The following is a 21304-nucleotide window of genomic DNA, read 5'->3' as shown; positions in this document are numbered from 1 at the left end:
AAAGGGGGCCGGCTAGCGCCGGGAGTCGACCGGCCGTTCCAGGTCGCCCTCGCGGTCCGCCTCCGGGGCCGGGCCGCCGTGCGCGACCACGCCCACGGGCTCCACCGGCTCCACCAGCTTCGGCAGCCGGTGGGGCCGCGAGCCGTACCAGAAGTACGAGACGGCGAAGCCGAAGGCCAGGCAGATCATGCCGCCGACCGCGTCCAGCCAGAAGTGGTTGGCGGTGGCCACGATGACGACGAGGGTCGCCGTCGGGTAGAGCAGGCCCAGGATCCGCGCCCAGGGCGCCTTCGCGAGCAGGAAGATCGTGATCCCGCACCAGAGCGACCAGCCGATGTGCATCGATGGCATCGCCGCGTACTGGTTCGACACGTGCTTGAGGTTCCCCGAGGCCATCGAGCCCCAGGTGTGGTGGACCAGGACCGTGTCGATGAAGTCCTGGCCGTTCATGAGCCGCGGCGGCGCGAGCGGATACAGGTAGTAGCCGACCAGGGCCACGCCGGTGGTCGCGAACAGGACCGTGCGGAACGCCGCGTAACGGCCCGGCTGCCATCGGTACAGCCACACCAGCACACCGATGGTCACGACGAAGTGCAGCGTCGCGTAGTAGTAGTTCATCGTCACGATCAGCCACGTCACCGAGTTCACGGCGTGGTTGACGGTGTGCTCGAAGGCGAGCCCGAGGGACTCCTCGGCCCGCCAGATCCAGTCGGCGTTCTCGAGCGCCTGGGCCTTCTGCTCCGGCACCGCGTTGCGGATGAGGGAGTAGGTCCAGTAGCTCACCGCGATGAGCAGGATCTCGAACCAGATGGTGGGACGCCGGGGCACGCGCGTGCGCAGCCGCGACAGCCTGCCGTCGGCCGCGATGGGTGACGACGGGGTCGTCCGGTTGTCCACACGCTTCACGGTCGTTTCACCCATGGGAGGAGAGTCTGCCAGATGGCCGCCCCCGACCGATCATCCCAAGGTCGGGCCCGGTGCGCACCCGGTCGGTCTCAGGAAGGAGGCCTGACGGAGGACGGCGCGGAGGCGGTGGAACCCCGGACCACCAGCTCGGGCATGAAGACGAATTCGGAGTGCGGGGCCGGGGTGCCGCCCACCTCTTCGAGCAGCGCGCGGACCGCGGCCTGTCCCATCGCCTGCACCGGCTGCCGGATGGTGGTCAGCGGCGGATCGGTGAACGCTATGAGGGGGGAGTCGTCGAAGCCGACGACGGAGACGTCCCTCGGCACGTCGAGCCCCTGCTGCCGGGCCGCCCGGATCGCGCCGAGCGCCATCATGTCGCTCGCGCAGACGACCGCCGTGCAGCCGCGCGCGATCAGCGCGCCCGCCGCGGCCTGGCCGCCCTCCAGGGTGTACAGGGAGTGCTGGATCAGCTCCTCGGACTCCTCCGGGGCGAGGCCGAGCCGCTCCTCCATGCCCTTCTGGAAGCCCTCTATCTTGCGCAGCACCGGCACGAACCGCTTCGGCCCGACGGCGAGCCCGATCCGGGTGTGCCCGAGCGCGGCCAGGTGCGTCACCGCGAGCCGCATCGCGGCCCGGTCGTCGGGCGACACGAAGGGCGCCTGCACCTTGGGCGAGAAGCCGTTGAGGAGGACGTACGGGACGCCCTTGCCGCGCAGCCGGTCGTAGCGGGACGTGTCGGCGGTGGTGTCGGCGTGCAGCCCCGAGACGAAGATGATGCCGGCGACGCCGCGCTCCACCAGCATGTCGGTCAGCTCGTCCTCGGTGGACCCGCCGGGGGTCTGGGTGGCGAGGACCGGGGTGTACCCCTGCCGGGTCAGGGCCTGCCCGATGACCTGCGCCAGGGCGGGGAAGATCGGGTTGTCCAGCTCGGGGGTGATGAGGCCGACGAGTCCCGCGCTGCGCTGGCGCAGGCGCACGGGCCGCTCGTAGCCGAGCACGTCGAGCGCGGCGAGGACGGATTCGCGGGTGGCGGTGGCCACGCCGGGCTTTCCGTTGAGCACGCGGCTGACTGTGGCCTCACTGACCCCCGCCTGGGCTGCGATGTCGGAGAGCCGCGCGGTCATGGGAGTGGACTGTACCGGTCACGGGGCGTATTGCCCACCGCCCCGGCGCGCCCCGTCCGCCGTGGCCGGGAGTCGCCCTTCTGCAAGGTCTTGCAGTTCTTGCGGGGCGTACCGGAGGTGCGTCAGGGGCGCGCGAGGTGCGGAAGGGCGCACTTTCACCCCTGTCAAGCGACCCGTCGGCAACCTTAGGGACACGCGGATGTAACGATCCCCGGGTCTTGCAGAAAAATCCCGCAAGGTCTTTCGGCTCGTTTTCATCCCTGTTACGTTCCTGCCAACCCGGAGCGCCGCGAGGGAGCGGTCGCATGAGGAAGGTTCCAGCCCCTCGTCCCCCCGGGATCAGTCGAAGGAGTTCACATGCGGCGTGGCATAGCGGCCACCGCGCTGGTCGCGGCCCTGGGCGTGACCCTGGCGGCCTGCGGGAGCGGCGACAGCGGTTCCGACAACGGCGGCTCGAAGGGCTCGGGCGAGCTTTCCGGCACCGTGACCTGGTGGGACACCTCCACGGTCGGCTCCGAGGACAAGGTCTTCAAGAAGATCGCCGAGGACTTCACCAAGAAGCACCCCAAGGTCACCGTCAAGTACGTGAACGTGCCCTTCGGCGAGGCGCAGAACAAGTTCAAGAACGCCGCGCAGTCCGGCTCCGGCGCGCCCGACGTCATCCGCTCCGAGGTCGCCTGGACCCCCGAGTTCGCGGACCTGGGCTACCTGGCCCCGCTCGAAGGCACCGCGGCCCTCAAGGACGCCGACGACTTCCTGGACCAGGCCGCCGCCTCCACCAAGTACAACGGCAAGACCTACGCCGTCCCGCAGGTCATCGACTCCATGGGCATCTTCTACAACAAGAAGATCTTCAAGGACGCGGGCGTCGAGGTCCCCAAGAGCATCGACGAGCTGAAGACCGTCTCCGCCAAGATCAAGGAGAAGACCGGCAAGACCGGTCTCTACCTGCGCGGCGACGACCCGTACTGGTTCCTCTCCTTCCTCTACGGCGAGGGCGGCGACCTGGTCGACGCCGAGAAGAAGACGGTCACCATCGACGGCGAGCCCGGCGTGAAGGCGCTCAAGGTCGTCAAGGACCTGGTCGACTCGAAGACCGCGATCACCGACGCGACCAACGGCTGGGACAACATGCAGGCCGCCTTCAAGGACGGCAAGGTCGCCATGATGATCAACGGCCCGTGGGCCGTCGCCGACACCTACGCCGGCAAGGAGTTCACGGACAAGGCCAACCTGGGCATCGCCCCGGTCCCGGCCGGCTCCGGCGGCCAGGGCGCCCCGCAGGGCGGCCACAACCTCGCCGTCTACGCGGGCTCCAAGAACCTCGACGCCTCCTACGCCTTCACCGAGTACATGACCTCGGTCGAGACGCAGACCGCCATCGCGAAGGAGCTCAGCCTCCTCCCGACCCGCGAGTCCGTCTACATCAAGCCCGACGTGGCGACCAACGAGATGATCTCCTTCTTCAAGCCGGTCGTGCAGAAGTCCGTCGAGCGCCCGTGGATCCCCGAGGGCGGCAGCCTCTTCGAGCCCGTCAAGGTCGAGTACACCAAGGTCCTCACCGGGCAGACCACCCCCGAGGCCGGCGCCAAGGCGATCGGCGAGTCCTACCGCAAGCTCCTGAAGGACTGGAAGTAAGAAGGAAGGCAGGCCGGCTGATGGCCGTGGACACCACCGGCCAGTCGGTGGCGAAGGCCGCGGGCGACACTGTCGCCCGCGGCCGGAGCCGCGGAACTGGCAAGCGCCGGAGCACCCGGAAGCGCTCCTTCGCCACCCACTGGTACGCCTGGGCGATGGTCGCCCCGGTGGTCGTCGTGATCGGCGTGATCATCGGCTACCCGCTGGTGCGAGGCATCTACCTGTCGTTCACCGACGCGAACGAGCGGAACGTCGCCCGGTCCATCGGCGTCAACCAGATCCCCGCCACCTACGAGTTCGTCGGCGTGGACAACTACGTCGACGCGCTCACCGGGAGCCAGTTCCTCGACACGCTCGTCTGGACCGTCGTGTGGACGGTCGCGTGCGTGTCGATCACCTTCGCCCTCGGCCTCGGCCTCGCCAACCTGCTCAACCGCAGGATCGCCGGCCGCTCCGTCTACCGGATGCTGCTGATCCTGCCCTGGGCCGTCCCCGGCTTCGTCTCCGTCTTCGCCTGGCGCTTCCTCTTCGACGAGCGCCGCGGCCTGCTCAACGAGGTCCTGGCGGGCGGCGGGATCTCCGCCGTGCCCTGGCTCAACGACCCGACGGTGGCGAAGCTCGCGGTCATCGCCGTCAACGTCTGGCTCGGCGTCCCCTTCATGATGGTCGCCCTCCTCGGCGGCCTCCAGTCCATCCCCGGCGAGCTGTACGAGGCCGCCGAGATGGACGGCGCCAACGCCTGGCAGCGGTTCCGCAACATCACCATGCCCGGCCTCAGCTCGGTCTCCACGACGGTGATCCTGCTCTCCACCATCTGGACCTTCAACATGTTCCCGGTGATCTTCCTGCTCACCCGGGGCGGACCCGGCGAGGCCACCCAGATCCTCGTCACCCAGGCCTACAAGTTCTCCTTCGAGATCAGCCCGCGCGACTTCGCGCAGTCCTCCACGTGGGGCGTGCTGATCCTGGTCCTCCTGATGGTCTTCGCCGCGATCTACCGGCGCGTCCTCCGCAAGCAGGGAGAAGTCTGGTGACCACCACGACCCCCACCCCCCAGCTCACGAACGCCCCGGTCCGCGGCCGCCGTTCGCCGCTCGCCTCGGCCGGGCTGCACCTCACCCTGATCGTCACCTCGGTGATCGCGGTCTTCCCGGTGCTCTGGGTGCTGCTCACCTCGCTGAAGCCGGCGAAGTACGCGACCACCACGGACTTCGTGAAGGAGACGACCTTCGAGAACTACACGAACCTCCTGAAGGACACCCCGTTCCTCACCTGGTTCGGCAACTCGCTGCTCGTCGCCGGCCTCACCACGCTCATCGGCGTCTTCATCTCGGCCACCACCGGCTACGCCGTCAGCCGCTTCCGCTTCCCCGGCAAGCGCGGCCTGATGTGGACGCTGCTCATCACCCAGATGTTCCCGGTCGCCGTCCTGATCGTGCCGATCTACAACATCATGGCGTCGATGGGCCTGCTCAACCAGCCGGTCGGCCTGGTCATCACGTACCTGACCATCGCCGTCCCGTTCTGCGCCTGGATGATGAAGGGCTTCTTCGACACCATCCCGCGCGAGATCGACGAGTCCGGCTACGTCGACGGCCTCACCCCGTTCGGCACCTTCTGGCGGCTGATCCTGCCGCTGGCCAAGCCGGGCATCGCCGTCACCGCGTTCTACTCCTTCATCACCGCGTGGGGCGAGGTCGCCTACGCCTCCGCCTTCATGGTCGGCGACGAGAACCTCACCCTCGCGGGCGGACTGCAGAAGTTCGTCAACCAGTACGGCGCCCAGTGGGGCCCGATGTCCGCGGCCTCCGTGCTCATCGCCGTCCCCGCGGCGCTGGTGTTCCTCTTCGCCCAGCGGCACCTGGTCACCGGCATGTCCGCCGGTGCCGTCAAGGGCTGAGCCCGACCACCGCCCCCGCACGCCCCTCCTTACCTCCCAGGGAAGACATGACCCAGCATCTCGCCGCCCCGGCCGACGTCCCCACCACCGGAACGCACACGGGCTGGTGGAGAGACGCCGTGATCTACCAGGTCTACCCGCGCAGCTTCGCCGACGGAAACGGCGACGGCATGGGTGACCTGGAGGGCGTCCGCAGCCGGCTGCCGTACCTCAAGGACCTGGGCGTCGACGCCGTCTGGCTCTCGCCGTTCTACGCCTCCCCGCAGGCCGACGCCGGCTACGACGTCGCCGACTACCGGGCCATCGACCCGATGTTCGGCTCCCTGCTCGACGCCGACGCGGTGATCCGCGAGGCCCACGACCTGGGCCTGCGGATCATCGTCGACCTGGTCCCCAACCACTCCTCCGACCAGCACGAGTGGTTCCAGCGGGCCCTGCGCGAGGGCCCCGGCTCGCCGCTGCGCGAGCGCTACCACTTCCGCCCCGGCAAGGGGAAGGGCGGCGAACTGCCGCCCAACGACTGGGAGTCCATCTTCGGCGGCCCGGCCTGGACCCGCACCGAGGACCCGGACGGCACCCCCGGCGACTGGTACCTGCACCTCTTCGCCCCGGAGCAGCCCGACTTCAACTGGGAGCACCCGGCCGTCCGCGACGAGTTCCGCTCCATCCTGCGCTTCTGGCTCGACATGGGCGTCGACGGCTTCCGCGTCGACGTCGCCCACGGCCTGGTCAAGGCCGCCGGCCTGCCCGACATCGGCGCCCACGACCAGCTCAAGCTGCTCGGCAACGACGTCATGCCCTTCTTCGACCAGGACGGCGTCCACGAGATCTACCGCTCCTGGCGCGAGGTCCTCTCGGAGTACGACGGCGAGCGCGTCCTCGTCGCCGAGGCCTGGACCCCCACCGTCGACCGCACCGCGAACTACGTGCGCCCCGACGAGATGCACCAGGCCTTCAACTTCCAGTACCTGGGCACCCACTGGGACGCCGCCGAGCTGCGCACCGTCATCGACGCCTCGCTCGACGCGATGCGCCCGGTCGGCGCCCCCACCACCTGGGTGCTCTCCAACCACGACGTCACCCGGCACGCCACCCGCTTCGCCAACCCGGCGGGCCTCGGCACCCAGCTCCGCGAGGCCGGCGACCGCGAACTCGGCCTGCGCCGGGCCCGCGCCGCCACCCTCCTCATGCTGGCCCTGCCCGGCTCGGCCTACGTCTACCAGGGCGAGGAGCTCGGTCTGCCCGACGTCACCGACCTGCCCGACGAGGTCCGCCAGGACCCGTCCTTCTGGCGGGCCAGCGGCCAGGACGGCTTCCGCGACGGCTGCCGGGTGCCGATCCCGTGGACCGTCGAGGGCTCCTCGTACGGCTTCGGCGACGGTGGCTCCTGGCTGCCGCAGCCCGCGACCTGGGGCGCGCTGAGCGTCGAGGCGCAGGCCGGCGACCCGGGCTCCACCCTGGAGCTGTACCGCAGCGCGCTCGCCGTGCGCCGGACGCAGCCCGGACTCGGCGCGGGCGAGGGCGTCGAGTGGCTGGAGGCCCCCGAGGGCGTCCTCGCCTTCCGGCGCGACGGCTTCGTCTGCACCGCCAACACCACCGGCCGGGCCATCTCCGTCCCGCTGCCCGGCCGGTTCCTCCTCTCCAACGAGCCCGTCGCCCCCGGCGCGGACACGGTGGAGCTGCCCGCCGACACCACCGTCTGGTGGGCGGTGTGACGATCCCCCTGCCGCGGGGCGCCGGAACGGGCGCCCCGCGGCTCGCGGACATCGCGGCCCAGTCCGGCGTCAGCGAGGCCACCGTCAGCCGCGTCCTCAACGGCAAGGCGGGGGTGGCCGGCGCGACCCGGCACAAGGTGCTCGCCGCGCTCGACGTGCTCGGCTACGAGCGCCCCGTACGCCTCAAACGGCGCAGCGCGGGCCTCGTCGGGCTCGTCGTGCCCGAGCTGACCAACCCGATCTTCCCGGCGTTCGCGCAGGTCGTCGAGCAGGTCCTCGCCGGACACGGCTACACCCCGGTGCTCTGCACCCAGATGCCCGGCGGCGCCACCGAGGACGAGCTCGTCGAACAGCTCGTGGAGCGCGGGGTGTCCGGCATCGTCTTCCTCTCCGGCCTGCACGCCGACGCCACCGCCGACCCGGCCCGCTACGCCCGGCTCGCCGCCCGGGGCGTGCCGTTCGTCCTCATCAACGGCTACAACGAGCACGTCGACGCCAACTTCGTCTCCCCGGACGACCGCGCCGCGGCCCGCATGGCCGTGCGGCACCTGGTCGAGCTGGGCCACGAGCGCATCGGCCTCGCCATCGGCCCCACCCGCTACGTCCCCTCCCGCCGCAAGGCCGAGGGCTTCGCCGCCGAGCTGTACGAGCTCCTCGGCGTCGAGCGCGCGGAGGCCGAACGCTTCATCAGGCCCACCCTGTTCGGCGTCGAGGGCGGCCACGCCGCCGCCGAGATCCTGCTCCGCGAGGGCTGCACCGGCATCGTCTGCGGCTCCGACCTGATGGCGCTCGGCGTGATCCGCGCGGTCCGCGCCCGGGGCCTCGACGTGCCCGGGGACGTCTCCGTCGTCGGCTTCGACGACTCGCCCCTGATCGCCTTCACCAGCCCGCCGCTCTCCACCGTCCGCCAGCCCGTCCAGGCGATGGCCACGGCCGCCGTGGGAGCGCTCCTGGAGGAGATCGAGGGCAACCCCGTGCAGCGCACCGAGTTCGTGTTCCAGCCGGAGCTGGTCGTGCGCGGTTCGACGGCGCAGCCGCCGGCGCGGGACGCCTCGGGCGCCCCGGACGCCGAAGGGCCGCAAGTCCTTTCGTAACAACTTGCGTCGCGGCGTCCGGAGGGTTGACCGGGCGTCGGGCCACTCGTACGGTCACGGCTGAAAACAGTTGCTGAAGTTTTCGGCAACTTCTTGCTAAGTCGCCTGCCCCCGCTCGCGACACCGACTGCGACACCGACGTCGTACAGGAGGAAGCATGGCCAGAAGAACCGTGGCCGCTGCACTCGCCCTCGTGGCGGGAGCCGCTGTGGCCGTCACGGGAAACACCCCCGTGCAGGCCGCCCCGCCCGGCACCAAGGACGTCACCGCGGTGATGTTCGAATGGAAGTTCTCCTCGGTCGCCCGGGAGTGCACCACCCGCCTCGGACCGGCCGGATACGGCTACGTCCAGGTCTCCCCGCCCCAGGAGCACCTCCAGGGCGGCGCGTGGTGGACCTCGTACCAGCCGGTCAGCTACAAGATCGCCGGACGCCTCGGGGACCGCACCGCCTTCAAGAACATGATCGACACCTGTCACGCGGCGGGCGTGAAGGTCGTCGTCGACTCGGTGATCAACCACATGGCGAACGGGTCGGGTACGGGAACGGGCGGGACCCCGTTCTCCAAGTACGACTACCCGGGCCTCTACTCCGGCTTCGACATGGACGACTGCCGGGCGACGATCAGCAACTACCAGGACCGGGTCAACGTCCAGTACTGCGAACTGGTCGGCCTCCCCGACCTGGACACCGGCGAGGACTACGTCCGCGGGAAGATAGCCGGCTACCTCAACGACCTGCTCTCCCTCGGCGTCGACGGCTTCCGCATCGACGCCGCCAAGCACATGCCGGCCGCCGACCTCGCCAACATCAAGTCGCGGCTCACCCAGCCCGGCGTGTACTGGAAGCAGGAGGCCATCTTCGGCGCCGGCGAGGCCGTCTCCCCGAGCGAGTACCTCGGCAACGGCGACGTCCAGGAGTTCCGCTACGCCCGCGACCTCAAGCGCGTCCTGCAGAACGAGAAGCTCGCGTACCTCAAGAACTTCGGCGAGGGCTGGGGCTACATGTCCTCCGGCCAGTCCGGCGTCTTCGTCGACAACCACGACACCGAGCGCGAGGGCGACACCCTCACCTACAAGGACGGCGCGAACTACACCCTCGCCTCCGTCTTCATGCTCGCCTGGCCCTACGGCGCCCCGGACGTCCACTCCGGCTACGAGTGGACCGACAAGAACGCCGGACCGCCCAACGGCGGCCAGGTGAACGCCTGCTACAGCGACGGCTGGAAGTGCCAGCACGCCTGGCGCGAGATCTCCTCCATGGTGGCCTTCCGCAACACCGCGCGCGGCCAGTCCGTCACCAACTGGTGGGACAACGGCAACAACGCGATCGCGTTCGGCCGCGGCACGAAGGCGTACGTGGCGATCAACCACGAGTCCTCGGCGCTCACCCGCACCTTCCAGACCTCCCTGCCCGCCGGCACCTACTGCAACGTGCAGTCGGGCACCCCCGTGACGGTCAACGGATCGGGTCAGTTCACCGCCACCCTCGGCGTCAACACCGCGGTCGCGCTCCACGCGAACGCCCGGAACTGCTGAGCCGGCACACCCCGCAGGACCCCCCTCGCACCGCAGGGCCGCCCCACCCGGGGCGGCCCCCTCTTCCCGTACCTCCAGGGAGAAACCCCGTGATACGCAAGAGAACGGCGGTCGCACTGGCCGCCGCCCTGTGCGCGGCCCTCGTGCCCGCCGTCCCCGCGACCGCCGCGCAGAAGCCCCCGGCCCCGCCGTCCGACCGGGCGCTCGCGGCCGAGCCCGCCCGCCAGGACCTCACCCGCGAGCAGTTCTACTTCGTCCTGCCCGACCGCTTCGCCAACGGCGACGCGTCCAACGACCGCGGCGGCCTCACCGGCAGCCGCACCCGGACCGGCTTCGACCCCGCCGACAAGGGCTTCTACCAGGGCGGCGACCTCAAGGGCCTCACGCAGCGGCTCGACTACATCAAGGGCCTCGGCACCACCGCCATCTGGATGGCGCCGATCTTCAAGAACCGGCCCGTGCAGGGCGAGGGGGAGAACGCCTCCGCCGGCTACCACGGCTACTGGATCACCGACTTCACCCAGGTCGACCCCCACTTCGGCACCAACGCCGACCTGGAGCGGCTGATCGCCGCCGCCCACGCCAAGGGCATGAAGGTCTTCTTCGACGTCATCACCAACCACACCGCCGACACCGTCGACTACGCCGAGAAGAAGTACGGCTACCGCCCCAAGGGCGCCTACCCCTACCTCGACAAGAACGGCCGCCCCTTCGACGACCGCGACGCGATCGGCCGGGTGGACGCGGACTCCTTCCCGTACACCCCGGTGGCCGAGAAGGGCGTCAAGGTCCCGTCCTGGCTCAACGACCCCACGATGTACCACAACCGGGGCGACTCCACCTGGGTCGGCGAGTCCGCCGAGTACGGCGACTTCGTCGGCCTGGACGACCTCTGGACCGAGCGGCCCGAGGTCGTCGAGGGCATGAAGAAGATCTACGAGAAGTGGGTCCGCGACTTCAAGATCGACGGCTTCCGGATCGACACGGTCAAACACGTCGACCTGGACTTCTGGACCCAGTGGGCCACCGCCCTCGACGCCTACGCCAAAAAGCGCGGCCGCGAGGACTTCTTCATGTTCGGCGAGGTCTACTCCGCCGACACGGCCGTCACCGCCCCCTACGTCACCCGGGGCCGGCTCGACGCCACCCTCGACTTCCCCTTCCAGGACGCGGCCCGCGCCTTCGCCTCCCAGGGCGCCGGGGCCGACCGCCTCGCCAGGGTCTTCGCCGAGGACTACCGGTACACCACCGACAAGGCCAACGCCTACGAGCAGGTGACCTTCCTCGGCAACCACGACATGGGCCGCATCGGCACCTTCCTCAAGCAGGACAACCCGAACGCCACCGACGCCGAACTCCTCAAGCGCGCCCGGCTCGCCAACGAGCTGATGTTCCTCTCCCGGGGCAACCCGGTGATCTACTCCGGCGACGAGCAGGGCTTCACCGGCGCGGGCGGCGACAAGGACGCCCGCCAGCCCCTCTTCGCCTCGAAGGCCGCCGACTACCTCGACGACGACCAGCTCGGCACCGACCGCACCCACGCCACCGACGCGTACGACACCGGCCACCCGGTCTACCGCTCCGTCGCCGCCCTGTCGAAGCTGACCCGCGAACACCCGGCGCTCCGCGACGGAATCCAGCGGGAGCGGTACGCCGAGGGCTCCGTCTACGCCTTCTCCCGCACGGACGCGAAGGCGCGCACCGAGTACCTCGTCGCCACCAACGGCTCCACCGCCGACAAGACCGTCACGATCCCCGTCGACTCGGCCGCCTTCCGCACCCTGTACGGCGGCCGGGGCGCCGTCGCGGCGAAGGACGGGAAGGTCACCGTCACCGTCCCGGCCCTCTCCTCCCTGGTCCTCAGGGCCGACCGGCCCCTCCCGGCCCCGGCCGTGAAGCCCTCCGTGACCCTCCGGGCCCCGGCCGCCGGAGCCACCGGCACCGTCGAGCTCTCCGCCGACGTCACCGGCGGCGGCCTCAACCGGGTCGTCTTCGCCGCCCAGGTCGGCAACGGCCCCTGGCAGACCCTCGGCACCGCCGACCACGCCCCCCACAAGGTCACCCAGCACGTGACCGCCCCCGCCGGCACCGCCCTGCGCTACAAGGCCGTCGCCGTCGACAGCTCCGGGCGCACCGCGAGCGCCACCGCCGCCACCACGGCGGGCGCGCCCCCGGCCCCCGAGAAGCCCGTCGCCGTCGAGCGCACCCACGCGATCGTCCACTACCGGCGCGCGGACGGGAACTACGACGGCTGGACCCTGAAGGCCGCCGGACAGCAGGCCGCGTTCACCGGCCGCGACGCCCACGGCGCCTTCGCCTGGGTCAAGGTCCCCGAGGGCGCCGCCACGATCCCGTACACCGTCGAGAAGGACGGCGCCGCCGACGGCCCGCAGCGGACCGTCGACCTCGGCCGCACCGGCGAGGTCTGGATCACCCAGGGCCAGGACGGCCAGTCCGACACCAACCCGGCCCCGGTCACCCCGGACAAGACCAAGGCCGTCCTGCACTACCAGCGCGCCGACGGCGACCACGACGGCTGGGGCCTGCACACCTGGACCGGCGCCGCCCAGCCCACCGACTGGTCCAAGCCCCTGATGCCCGTACGCGTCGACGCGTACGGCGCCGTCTACGAGGTGCCGCTCGCCGAGGGCGCGACCTCCCTGTCGTACATCCTTCACAAGGGCGACCAGAAGGACCTGCCCACCGACCAGTCCCTCGACCTCGCCACCTACGGCCACGAGGTCTGGCTGCTCGGCGGAGAGCCCAAGTACCTCCTGCCGACCGTCGGCGGCGCCCCCGACCTCGACCTCGCCAAGGCCTCGGCCCAGTGGATCGACCGGAACACCGTCGTCTGGAAGGTGAAGGCCACCGACGCCACCAGCCAGCAGCTCGTCTACGCGAAGGACGGCGGGATCGCCGTCACCGGCGGCGCCCTGAACACCGAGGGCCAGTGGCTCCGGCTCGACCGGGCCGCGCTCACCGACGCCCAGAAGGCGAAGTACCCGCACCTCAAGGACTACCCGGCCTTCACCGTCGACCCGCGCGACGCCGACCGGATCCGCGAGTCCCTGCGCGGCCAGCTGATCGCCACCCAGCGCGCCGCCAACGGCGCCCTGCTCGCCGCCACCGGCGTCCAGACCGCCGGCGTCCTCGACGACCTGTACGCGCCGAAGGCCGCGAAGGCGGCCCTCGGCCCGGTCTTCGGCCGCCACGGCGTCACCCTCTCCGTCTGGGCCCCCACCGCCCAGTCCGTCGCCCTCGAACTCGACGGCCGGACCGTCGCCATGCGCCGCGACGACGCCTCCGGCGTCTGGTCCGCCACCGGCCCGAAGTCCTGGACCGGCAAGCCGTACCGCTACGCCGTCAAGGTCTGGGCCCCTACCGTCCAGAAGGTCGTCACCAACAAGGTCACCGACCCCTACTCCACCGCCCTCACCACCGACTCCGCCCGCAGCCTCGCCGTCGACCTCACCGACCCGAAGCTCGCCCCCACCGGCTGGAAGGGCCTGAGGAAGCCCGCCGCCGTGCCGCTGCGGGACGCCCAGATCCAGGAGCTCCACATCCGGGACTTCTCGATCGCCGACCCCACGGCCCGCGCCGACCACCGGGGCACCTACCTCGCCTTCACCGACAAGGGCAGCAAGGGCTCCGAGCACCTGCGCGACCTCGCCGCCTCCGGCACCTCCTACGTCCACCTCCTGCCGGCCTTCGACATCGGCACCGTCCCCGAGAAGAAGAACGACCAGGCCACCCCGGCCTGCGACCTGAAGGCACACGCCCCCGACTCCGAGGAGCAGCAGGCCTGCGTCGCCGCCGTGGCGGCGAAGGACGCCTTCAACTGGGGCTACGACCCGCTGCACTACACCGTCCCCGAGGGCTCCTACGCCACCGACCCCGAGGGCACCCGCCGCACCGTCGAGTTCCGGCGGATGGTCCAGGCCCTCAACGGCGACGGACTGCGCACCGTCATGGACGTCGTCTACAACCACACCGTCGCCGCCGGACAGTCCGACAAGTCCGTCCTCGACCGGATCGTGCCCGGCTACTACCAGCGCCTCGACGCCGACGGCGCCGTCACCACCTCCACCTGCTGCGCCAACACCGCGCCCGAGAACGCCATGATGGGCAAGCTCGTCGTGGACTCGATCGTCACCTGGGCCAGGGAGTACAAGGTCGACGGCTTCCGCTTCGACCTCATGGGCCACCACCCGAAGGAGAACATCCTCGCCGTCCGCAAGGCCCTCGACGCCCTGACGGTCGCGAAGGACGGCGTCGACGGCAAGGCGATCGTCCTCTACGGCGAGGGCTGGAACTTCGGCGAGGTCGCCGACGACGCCCGCTTCGTCCAGGCCACCCAGAAGAACATGGCCGGGACGGGGATCGCGACCTTCTCCGACCGGGCCCGCGACGCCGTGCGCGGCGGCGGCCCCTTCGACGAGGACCCGGGCGTCCAGGGCTTCGCCTCCGGCCTCTACACCGACCCCAACGCCTCGGCCGCCAACGGCACCCCGGCCGAGCAGAAGGCCCGCCTCCTGCACTACCAGGACCTCATCAAGGTCGGCCTGACCGGCAACCTCGCCGGCTACACCTTCACCGACACCTCCGGCCGCACGGTCAAGGGCTCCCAGGTCGACTACAACGGCTCCCCGGCCGGCTACGCCGCCGCCCCCGGCGACGCCCTCGCCTACGCCGACGCCCACGACAACGAGTCCCTGTACGACGCGCTCGCCTTCAAGCTCCCGGCGGGCACGTCCCCGGCCGACCGCGCCCGCGCCCAGGTCCTCGCCATGGCGACGGCCACCCTCTCGCAGGGCCCGGCGCTCTCCCAGGCCGGCTCGGACCTGCTGCGCTCCAAGTCCCTGGACCGCAACTCGTACGACAGCGGCGACTGGTTCAACGCCATCCACTGGGACTGCCGCGACGGCAACGGCTTCGGCCGCGGCCTCCCGCCGGCCGCCGACAACAAGCCCAAGTGGGGCTTCGGCAAGCCGCTCCTGGCGAACCCGTCCCTCACCGTCGGCTGCGCGCAGATCGACGGCGCCTCGGCCGCCTACCGGGACCTCCAGAGGATCCGCACCACCGAGCCGGTCTTCTCCCTGGCCACCGCCGACCGGGTGCAGTCCGCCCTGTCCTTCCCGCTCTCCGGCCGCGACGAGACCCCGGGCGTGATCACCATGCGCCTCGGCGACCTGGTCGTCGTCCTCAACGCGACCCCGGGGCCACAGGAGCAGAGGGTCGCCGACCTGGCGGGCAGGGGCTACCGCCTGCACCCGGTCCAGGCCCAGGGCTCCGACGCGGTCGTGAAGACCGCCGCCTACGCGAAGGACTCGGGCACCTTCACGGTCCCGGCGCGGACGGTGGCGGTGTTCAAGGCCGGATGACCGGCTCCCCGGGGGGAGCGCCCGCTCCCCCCGGGGCCACCCCGCAGTACGTGCGTGCCGTCGGCGGCGGGCCTTCCCGGCTCCCCACCGGCGGCAAGGCGGTTCGCGGCCCCGCATCCTCCTACGGCAGGCGCTGGTCGGGCACGGCGGGCAGCGCGTCCGGGGCGGGGCCGGGGGCCGGCGCGAGGGCGACCAGCCGGGCCACCAGGTCCCCGAAGGGCCCGTCGACCGGCTCGTCCGCCAGGATCCCGACCAGGATCTCCGCCATCCCGGGGTCGTACGCGGCGCTCACCGCCGCGAGCGCCGCGAAGTCGTGCACGAGCTGGAGCTCCAGCTCCGCGCGCGGCACCCGCCGCCCGTCCAGCCAGAGCAGCGCCGTCGACTCGGCGAGGGAGACCCAGGAGCGGACCACCAACTCCAGGCGGGCCGAGGGCTCCTCGACCTCCAGGTGCGCGAGGATCTGCTCGTACGCGGCCTGCCGCACCTCGTCGATCATCGCGTTCGTCGTCGAGGACCCGACGGCCGGACCGCCCCGCATCAGCGCCGCGAAACCGGGGCCGTGCTCGTCCACGAAGTCGAAGAACCGGCCCATCACGCGCAGCAGCCGTGCCCCCAGGGGCCCGTGGGGCGGCTCCACGAACCTGGCCGCCAGCTCGTCGGCCGCCCGCCGCAGGGCCGCCTCGTAGAGGCTCTGCTTGCCGGGGAAGTAGTGGTAGACCAGCGGCCGCGAGATGCCCGCGGCGGCGGCGATCTCGTCGATGGAGACCTCGTCGGGAGAGCGGTGGCCGAAGAGTTCGAGGGCCACCCCGATCAGCTGCTGCTTGCGCTCCTCGACGCCCATCCTGCGGCGTACCCCGGTCGTCATGCGAACAGCCTAACGGTGTCCGTTACGCTCCTGCCCCATGAGCGCTCCCGACCAGGACACCCCGGCGACCGGGGCCCCGAAGACCCTTGCGGCAGGCACCGAAGTCCCCGACGCGGCGGGTGCGTCCGGGGCGCCGGGCACGGAGAAGCCCGCCGCCGACGCCCTCCCCGGAGAGGGCGAACTCACCGAGGAGACGGACGAACCCACCGAGGAGACGGACGAAGAGGAGGGTGAGAGCGAGGACGACGGGGCGGGCGGGCGGCCCGCCGGGGGACTCACCCCCCGGCAGGCCAGGCGCCTCCGCGTCGCCGCCGCCTCCGTCCTCCTCGTCGCCCTCGCCGTCGTGCTCGCCGTCCGCCTCGCGAGCCGCACGTCCGTCCTGGTCGTCGGCGTGTACGGACTCGCCATGATCCTCTGCGGGATCGTGATCGAGCTCTCCCGCAACGGCCGTACCCGGCTCGGCACTTGGCTCCTGGCGGGCGGCCTGCTCACCGCGCTGGCCCTGGACTGGCTGGTCCTCCCGTAGGGGTCGGGCCGCGAGGGCCTACAGGTCGAGCACGAGCCGCTTCCCCGTGCAGCGCGAGACGCAGATCAGCATCGAGTCGTCCCGCTCGGCGTCGGTGAGCAGCTCGTCCCGGTGGTCGATCCCGCCCGCGAGCACCCGCTGCTGACAGGTCCCGCAGAACCCCTGCCGGCAGGAGTACGGGACGTCCGGCAGCTCCGCGCGGACCGCGTCCAGGAGCGACTGGCCGGCCGCCACCGCCACCGTGCGGCCGGAGCGGCGCAGTTCGACCTCGAAGGGGGCGCCGCCGGTCGTCGTGGACGCCGAGAAGCGCTCCAGGCGCGGGACGCGGCCCCCGGGCATCGCCGCGCCGACCGCGTCCATGAGGCCGTCGGGACCGCAGCAGTACACGGCCGTCCCCTCCGGCACGTTCGCGAGGAACCCCAGGTCGGGGAAGCCGGACTCGTCCTCGGCGACGACGGTCGTGCGGCCGCCGCCGCCCAGCGCCTCGACCTCGGCGAGGTACGGCATGGTGGCGCGGCTCCGGCCGCAGTAGAGCAGCCGCCAGTCCGCCCCGGCCGCCTCGGCGGCGCGCAGCATGGGCAGGACCGGGGTGATGCCGATGCCGCCGGCGACGAAGACGTACGCGGGGGCGTCGACGAACGGGAAGCGGTTCCGGGGACCCCGGATCTCGACCTCCACGCCCTCGCGGAGCCGCTCGTGGACCTCGCGCGAACCGCCCCGGCCGCCCTGCCCGGCCCCGATGAGCCGGGTGGCCACCGTGTACGAGCCGGTGTCGGCGGGGTCGCCGCAGAGCGAGTACTGCCGGACGAGCCCGGAGGGCAGGACCAGGTCGATGTGGGCGCCCGGCTGCCAGGCGGGCAGATCGGCACCTTCGAGGCGCAGCTCCACGACGCCCTCGGCGGGCGCGGTGCGGCCGGTCACCAGCGCCTTGCGCGGGACGGTGCGGCCCCGGCCGTAGCCGGAGACGGGCTCCTCCAGGGCGGGCAGGGGCCACAGCGGGGCGGTGGACATGCGGCGGCGGACGGCGCGGCGGACGAGCAGGGCGGTTCCGGCGGCGAGGGCGACGGCGGCGAACCGGGGCATCAGCGGCCTCCGTTGGCGCCGGGCGAGGAGGCGAGGTAGGCGAGGGCCTGCTCGGTGTCGCCCTCCTGGGAGGGGTGGTAGGACCGGCTGAGGTAGCGGGGGACGGACCGCAGCATGGCCGGGGTGGAGGGCAGCACGCCCCGCCGGCCCCTGCGGACGAAGTCCGCGAGGGAGGCCTTCGAGTCGAGCAGGCTCGGGTCGTTCTCCATGAAGAAGCGGATGCCCCGCTGCCAGAGGAAGACGAGCGCGCCGAAGGCCAGCGCCCAGGTGCGGGCGCGGCGCCGGTAGCCGCCGTCCAGGTGCATGAAGAGCTCGAAGGCGACCGAGCGGTGCTCGACCTCCTCGGCGCCGTGCCAGCGCAGCAGGTCGAGCATGGTCGGATCGGCGCCGATCCGGTCGAGTTCGTCGGCGTTGAGGACCCAGTCGCCCAGGAAGGCGGTGTAGTGCTCGATGGCGGCGATCATCGCGACCCGCTCCATCAGCCACCAGCGGCGCGGCCGGCCCGGCGGCAGGGTGCGGTCCCCGAGCAGCTTCTCGAAGAACCAGTCGACCTGCGCGGTGTACGGCGTGGGGTCGAGGCCCAGCTTCCGCAGGTGCGGCAGGACGTCGTCGTGGGCCTGGGAGTGGATCGCCTCCTGGCCGATGAAGCCGATGACGTCCTCGCGGAGCCGGTCGTCCGTGACGTACGGCAGTGCCTGCTTGTAGACGTGCACGAACCAGCGCTCGCCGGCCGGGAGCAGCAGGTGCAGCACGTTGATGGTGTGCGTGGTGAACGGGTCGCCGGGAACCCAGTGGAGCGGCGTCTCCTCCCAGTCGAAGGAGACCTTGCGGGCCTTGAGCTCGACGTGCTCCGACGCCACCGGTGCAGGCTGCGTATTAGACATGACGTCAATGTACTGAGGGGTAAGCGACGGGAACAGGTGCGTGCGGCACCTTTTTCCCGCCCCTTGTCACCCCCGCCCGGGGGCCCGCCCGGAGCCGGTCCGGACCGGGTCCGGGCCCGGCCCGGGACCGGTCAACCTCCGTCCGCCGTCAGCCGCTCGCGGATCCGCTCCGTCACCTCGTCCGGCACCCCGAGCCCCTCCCGCACGTACTTCTCCATCGAGCCGTGCCGCACCGCCACCTCGTCCAGCGCCGCGTCCAGGTACTCCGGGAGCACCCCGATCAGTTCGAGCGCCAGCTCCGGGTCGCCGCCCTGGGCCGTGAACCCCTCGATCATCGGCGCGAACGCCTGCCGCACCGCCGGATTGACCGACAGGTACTCCTCCCGCACCGTCCCCTCGTCCGCCCCGAGCAGCGACAGGACGACCGTCGCCGCCCACCCCGTCCTGTCCTTGCCCGCCGTGCAGTGGAAGAGCAGCGGACCGGCGTCCGGCACGCCCAGTTCGGCGAGGAGGACGGCGTAGGAGGCGCGGGCGGAGTCGGCCGAGACGAAGGCCCGGTAGGTGCGGGCGAACGCCTCCCGCATCCGGCCCCCGCCGAGGTGCTCCTCGGCCAGGGCCGGCTGCGACAGCAGCGTCTTCAGGCGCGCGGCCGGCGGCAGCCCGCTGGTGGCCAGCCAGTCGGCGAGCACGTCCGCGACGAGCAGCCGCGCACCGGCCGGCGGCCGGTCGGGCCGCTCCTCGCGCTCGCCGTCCGTGCGGAGGTCCACGACGGTGCGGACCCCCAGGCCCGCCACGGCGGGATCGTCCGGGTCGAGCCGGTCGAGCTGCGCGGACCGGAACACGAGCCCCGGACGGACCGTCCGCCCGCCGGGGAGCGGCAGCCCCCCGAGGTCGCGGAGGTTGGCGACGGAGACGGCGGGAATGGCGGCCATGGCGTCGGCTCCTCCGGTTCGTACCTCTGCGCGACTCTTCGTCCCGCTTCGCACCCTTCCTGCCGACCGTAAGCGATCGCGCCGGGCGGGGCAGGTCCTGGCGGTCCCCCGGGTCACCGGCCCCCGCCCGGCCGTGCCGGGGAGCTGTTTGAATGCTCCGGTGATCGAGATTCTGATGGCCCTGGCGGCGGGCGGGCTGGTGACCTGGCTGGTCCGGCGCAAGGCGCGGCAGCGCGTGGAGGACGCCGGTCGGGGCGACGGGATCGCGGTCCCCTGCATGCTGCGGCACCCCGCGCGCGAGGGCCGTTGGCTGCGGGGGCGGATGCTGGTGGGCCCCGCCGGGATGACCTGGGACCCGGGCAGCAGGGCCGGGGCGGCGGTGTCGCTCCCGGCGGAACTGCGGCGGACCGGCCTGCGCGCCCCCTCGCTGCGCGAGGCGATGACCATCAACGGCGCCTCCAGGATCGTCGAGTGCGCCTCCCCGGAGGGCACCGTCCTCATCGCCGTCATGCCGTACGAGGTGGAACATGTCCTCAGGGCGCTGGACGGGGCGGGGGAGGAGTAGCGGGGGGCGGGCGCCTGTCTGTCGGTAACGGGCGCCTGCCCGTCAGGAACGCCCGCCCGCCCGTCAGGAACGGTCGCCTGTCCGTTGTGAGCGGCCGCCCCCGCGCCCCCTCACCTCCCGGCGAGCGCCGCCAGCACCTCCGCCTCGCGCTCCGGGGAGAGGCCGACCCCCGGGCGGTCCGGCCGCTGGGGCGCGACCCCGCCGAGGGACTCCAGCCACGCCCAGGTGTCCGCTACCGTCTCCGCCACGGGCCGGCAGCGCAGCCCGGCCGCGAGCGCGCGGGACACGTCGGCCGTGTGCATCGCGTCGTACGTCTCGCCCGGCGGCAGCCACACGGGCAGCTCCGACCACGGCTCCGCCCCCGCCGCGACCAGCTCCTCCGGCGCGGTCCAGCGCAGCTCGGCGTCCGAACCGGTGGCCCGGACGCAGGCGTCGAGGAACTCGCCCATGGTGGTGTGCCCGGGCGGCGAGACGAGGTTGTACGGCCCCGAGAGCCCGGCCTCCACCGCGTCCAGCGTCCACGCGGCCAGGTCGCGCACGTCCACGTACTGGATCGGCGCCGTCCTCGGCCCGGGGGCCAGGACCGGGCCGCCGCGCGCGATCCGGTTCAGCCACCAGGGCAGTCGGCCCACGTTCTCGTACGGGCCGAGGACCAGGCCCGCGCGGACGAACAGCGTCCGGTCGGCGCCGAAGGCGGCCCCGGCGGCCAGCTCCCCGCCCCGCTTGGCCTCCGCGTACGGCACGTCCCCGTCGTCCGGCGAACCCTCCACCAGCGGCCCGTCCTCCGCGAGCCCGGCCGCCGGGGGCCAGGCGTACACGGAACGGCTCGACACGTACGCGTACCGCCCGACCCGGTCCGCGAGCAGCCCGGCCGCGTCCCGCACCGCCGAGGGGGCCGCCGACCAGGTGTCCACGACCGCGTCCCAGGAGCCCCCGGCCAGGGCGGCGAGACCGTCCGCACCGGCGGTGCGGTCGCCCATGAGGGACCGGGCCCCCTTCGGGGCGGCGTGCCGGCCCCGGTGGAAGACCGTCACCTCCCAGCCCCGTTCGAGCGCGTCCTCGACGACCGCGCGGCCCACGAACTCCGTACCTCCGAGCATCAGCAGTTTCATGATCGGAGCCTGCCCGGCCGCCCGGTCCGGAGGCCAGCGGTT

General features: G+C 72.1%; 15 protein-coding genes and 1 pseudogene. 9 read left to right on the top strand and 7 right to left on the bottom strand.

The annotated features are described in order from the left end of the window. Window positions 1–12 precede the first annotated feature (12 nt). Both AB0398_RS15935 and AB0398_RS15930 read right to left on the bottom strand, forming a co-directional pair. Window positions 13–921, bottom strand: a complete 909-nt coding sequence (locus AB0398_RS15935; RefSeq protein ID WP_366375453.1) for a phosphatase PAP2 family protein — start codon at window positions 919–921, stop codon at window positions 13–15. 74 nt (window positions 922–995) lie between these two features. Beyond that, the gene (locus AB0398_RS15930; protein ID WP_366375451.1) at window positions 996–2030 is read right to left on the bottom strand and encodes a LacI family DNA-binding transcriptional regulator; all 1035 of its coding nucleotides are present in this window, start codon (window positions 2028–2030) and stop codon (window positions 996–998) included. 357 nt (window positions 2031–2387) lie between these two features. On the opposite strand from AB0398_RS15930, the gene AB0398_RS15925 reads away from it, so the two are divergent. The 7 genes and pseudogenes from AB0398_RS15925 to pulA all read left to right on the top strand — a co-directional run bounded on the left by AB0398_RS15925 (window position 2388) and on the right by pulA (window position 15295). Then, entirely contained in the window at window positions 2388–3668 is a 1281-nt protein-coding gene (locus AB0398_RS15925) for an extracellular solute-binding protein (RefSeq protein ID WP_366375449.1), read from the top strand. A gap of 20 nt (window positions 3669–3688) precedes the next feature. Continuing rightward, a complete protein-coding gene (locus AB0398_RS15920) occupies window positions 3689–4702 on the top strand; it encodes a sugar ABC transporter permease (RefSeq protein WP_366375447.1) in 1014 nt (337 codons plus the stop codon). Further along, window positions 4699–5568, top strand: a complete 870-nt coding sequence (locus tag AB0398_RS15915) for a carbohydrate ABC transporter permease (protein WP_366375445.1) — start codon at window positions 4699–4701, stop codon at window positions 5566–5568. The genes AB0398_RS15920 and AB0398_RS15915 overlap by 4 nt, the downstream gene beginning before the upstream one ends. Before the next feature lie 47 nt (window positions 5569–5615). Further along, window positions 5616–7283, top strand: coding sequence for a glycoside hydrolase family 13 protein (locus tag AB0398_RS15910; protein ID WP_366375443.1), 1668 nt, complete (start codon window positions 5616–5618; stop codon window positions 7281–7283). Then, entirely contained in the window at window positions 7271–8377 is a 1107-nt protein-coding gene (locus AB0398_RS15905) for a LacI family DNA-binding transcriptional regulator (RefSeq protein ID WP_366375441.1), read from the top strand. Before AB0398_RS15910 ends, AB0398_RS15905 begins: the two co-directional genes overlap by 13 nt. A gap of 157 nt (window positions 8378–8534) precedes the next feature. Next, window positions 8535–9911 (top strand): annotated as a pseudogene (locus AB0398_RS15900) (alpha-amylase family glycosyl hydrolase); the annotation flags it as partial. Between the two features lie 92 nt (window positions 9912–10003). Continuing rightward, the gene (pulA, locus tag AB0398_RS15895) at window positions 10004–15295 is read left to right on the top strand and encodes a pullulanase-type alpha-1,6-glucosidase (RefSeq protein WP_366375439.1); all 5292 of its coding nucleotides are present in this window, start codon (window positions 10004–10006) and stop codon (window positions 15293–15295) included. A 121-nt stretch (window positions 15296–15416) separates the two neighbouring features. Here the strand turns inward: pulA and AB0398_RS15890 are convergent, their stop codons facing one another. Beyond that, window positions 15417–16160, bottom strand: coding sequence for a TetR/AcrR family transcriptional regulator (locus AB0398_RS15890; RefSeq protein WP_366375437.1), 744 nt, complete (start codon window positions 16158–16160; stop codon window positions 15417–15419). A gap of 37 nt (window positions 16161–16197) precedes the next feature. Between AB0398_RS15890 and AB0398_RS15885 the strand changes: the two genes are divergently transcribed. Then, window positions 16198–16686 (top strand): hypothetical protein, encoded by a 489-nt coding sequence (locus AB0398_RS15885; protein ID WP_366375436.1) that lies wholly within the window; start codon window positions 16198–16200, stop codon window positions 16684–16686. An 18-nt stretch (window positions 16687–16704) separates the two neighbouring features. Here AB0398_RS15885 and AB0398_RS15880 read toward each other — a convergent pair whose 3' ends face one another. From AB0398_RS15880 to AB0398_RS15870, 3 genes are all read right to left on the bottom strand, one after another. Further along, complete coding sequence (locus AB0398_RS15880; protein WP_366375434.1) at window positions 16705–17769, bottom strand: PDR/VanB family oxidoreductase; 1065 nt, start codon at window positions 17767–17769, stop codon at window positions 16705–16707. Continuing rightward, on the bottom strand, window positions 17769–18653 hold the full coding sequence (locus AB0398_RS15875; RefSeq protein WP_366375432.1) for a metal-dependent hydrolase: 885 nt from the start codon (window positions 18651–18653) through the stop codon (window positions 17769–17771). The genes AB0398_RS15880 and AB0398_RS15875 overlap by 1 nt, the downstream gene beginning before the upstream one ends. Window positions 18654–18784: 131 nt before the next feature. After that, window positions 18785–19585, bottom strand: a complete 801-nt coding sequence (locus AB0398_RS15870) for a tyrosine-protein phosphatase (protein WP_366375430.1) — start codon at window positions 19583–19585, stop codon at window positions 18785–18787. Between the two features lie 160 nt (window positions 19586–19745). Between AB0398_RS15870 and AB0398_RS15865 the strand changes: the two genes are divergently transcribed. Next, entirely contained in the window at window positions 19746–20150 is a 405-nt protein-coding gene (locus AB0398_RS15865) for a hypothetical protein (protein WP_366375428.1), read from the top strand. 110 nt (window positions 20151–20260) lie between these two features. Here the strand turns inward: AB0398_RS15865 and AB0398_RS15860 are convergent, their stop codons facing one another. Further along, window positions 20261–21262: an NAD-dependent epimerase/dehydratase family protein gene (locus AB0398_RS15860; protein WP_366375426.1), complete on the bottom strand. Its 1002-nt coding sequence runs from the start codon at window positions 21260–21262 to the stop codon at window positions 20261–20263. Window positions 21263–21304: the final 42 nt, after the last annotated feature.

Origin of the sequence: Streptomyces sp. NPDC086147 (assembly GCF_040702165.1) — a bacterium.
Lineage (GTDB): Bacteria > Actinomycetota > Actinomycetes > Streptomycetales > Streptomycetaceae > Streptomyces.
Note: the sequence above shows the minus strand (reverse complement) of the source record. Positions and strands in the feature narration are given on the sequence as shown.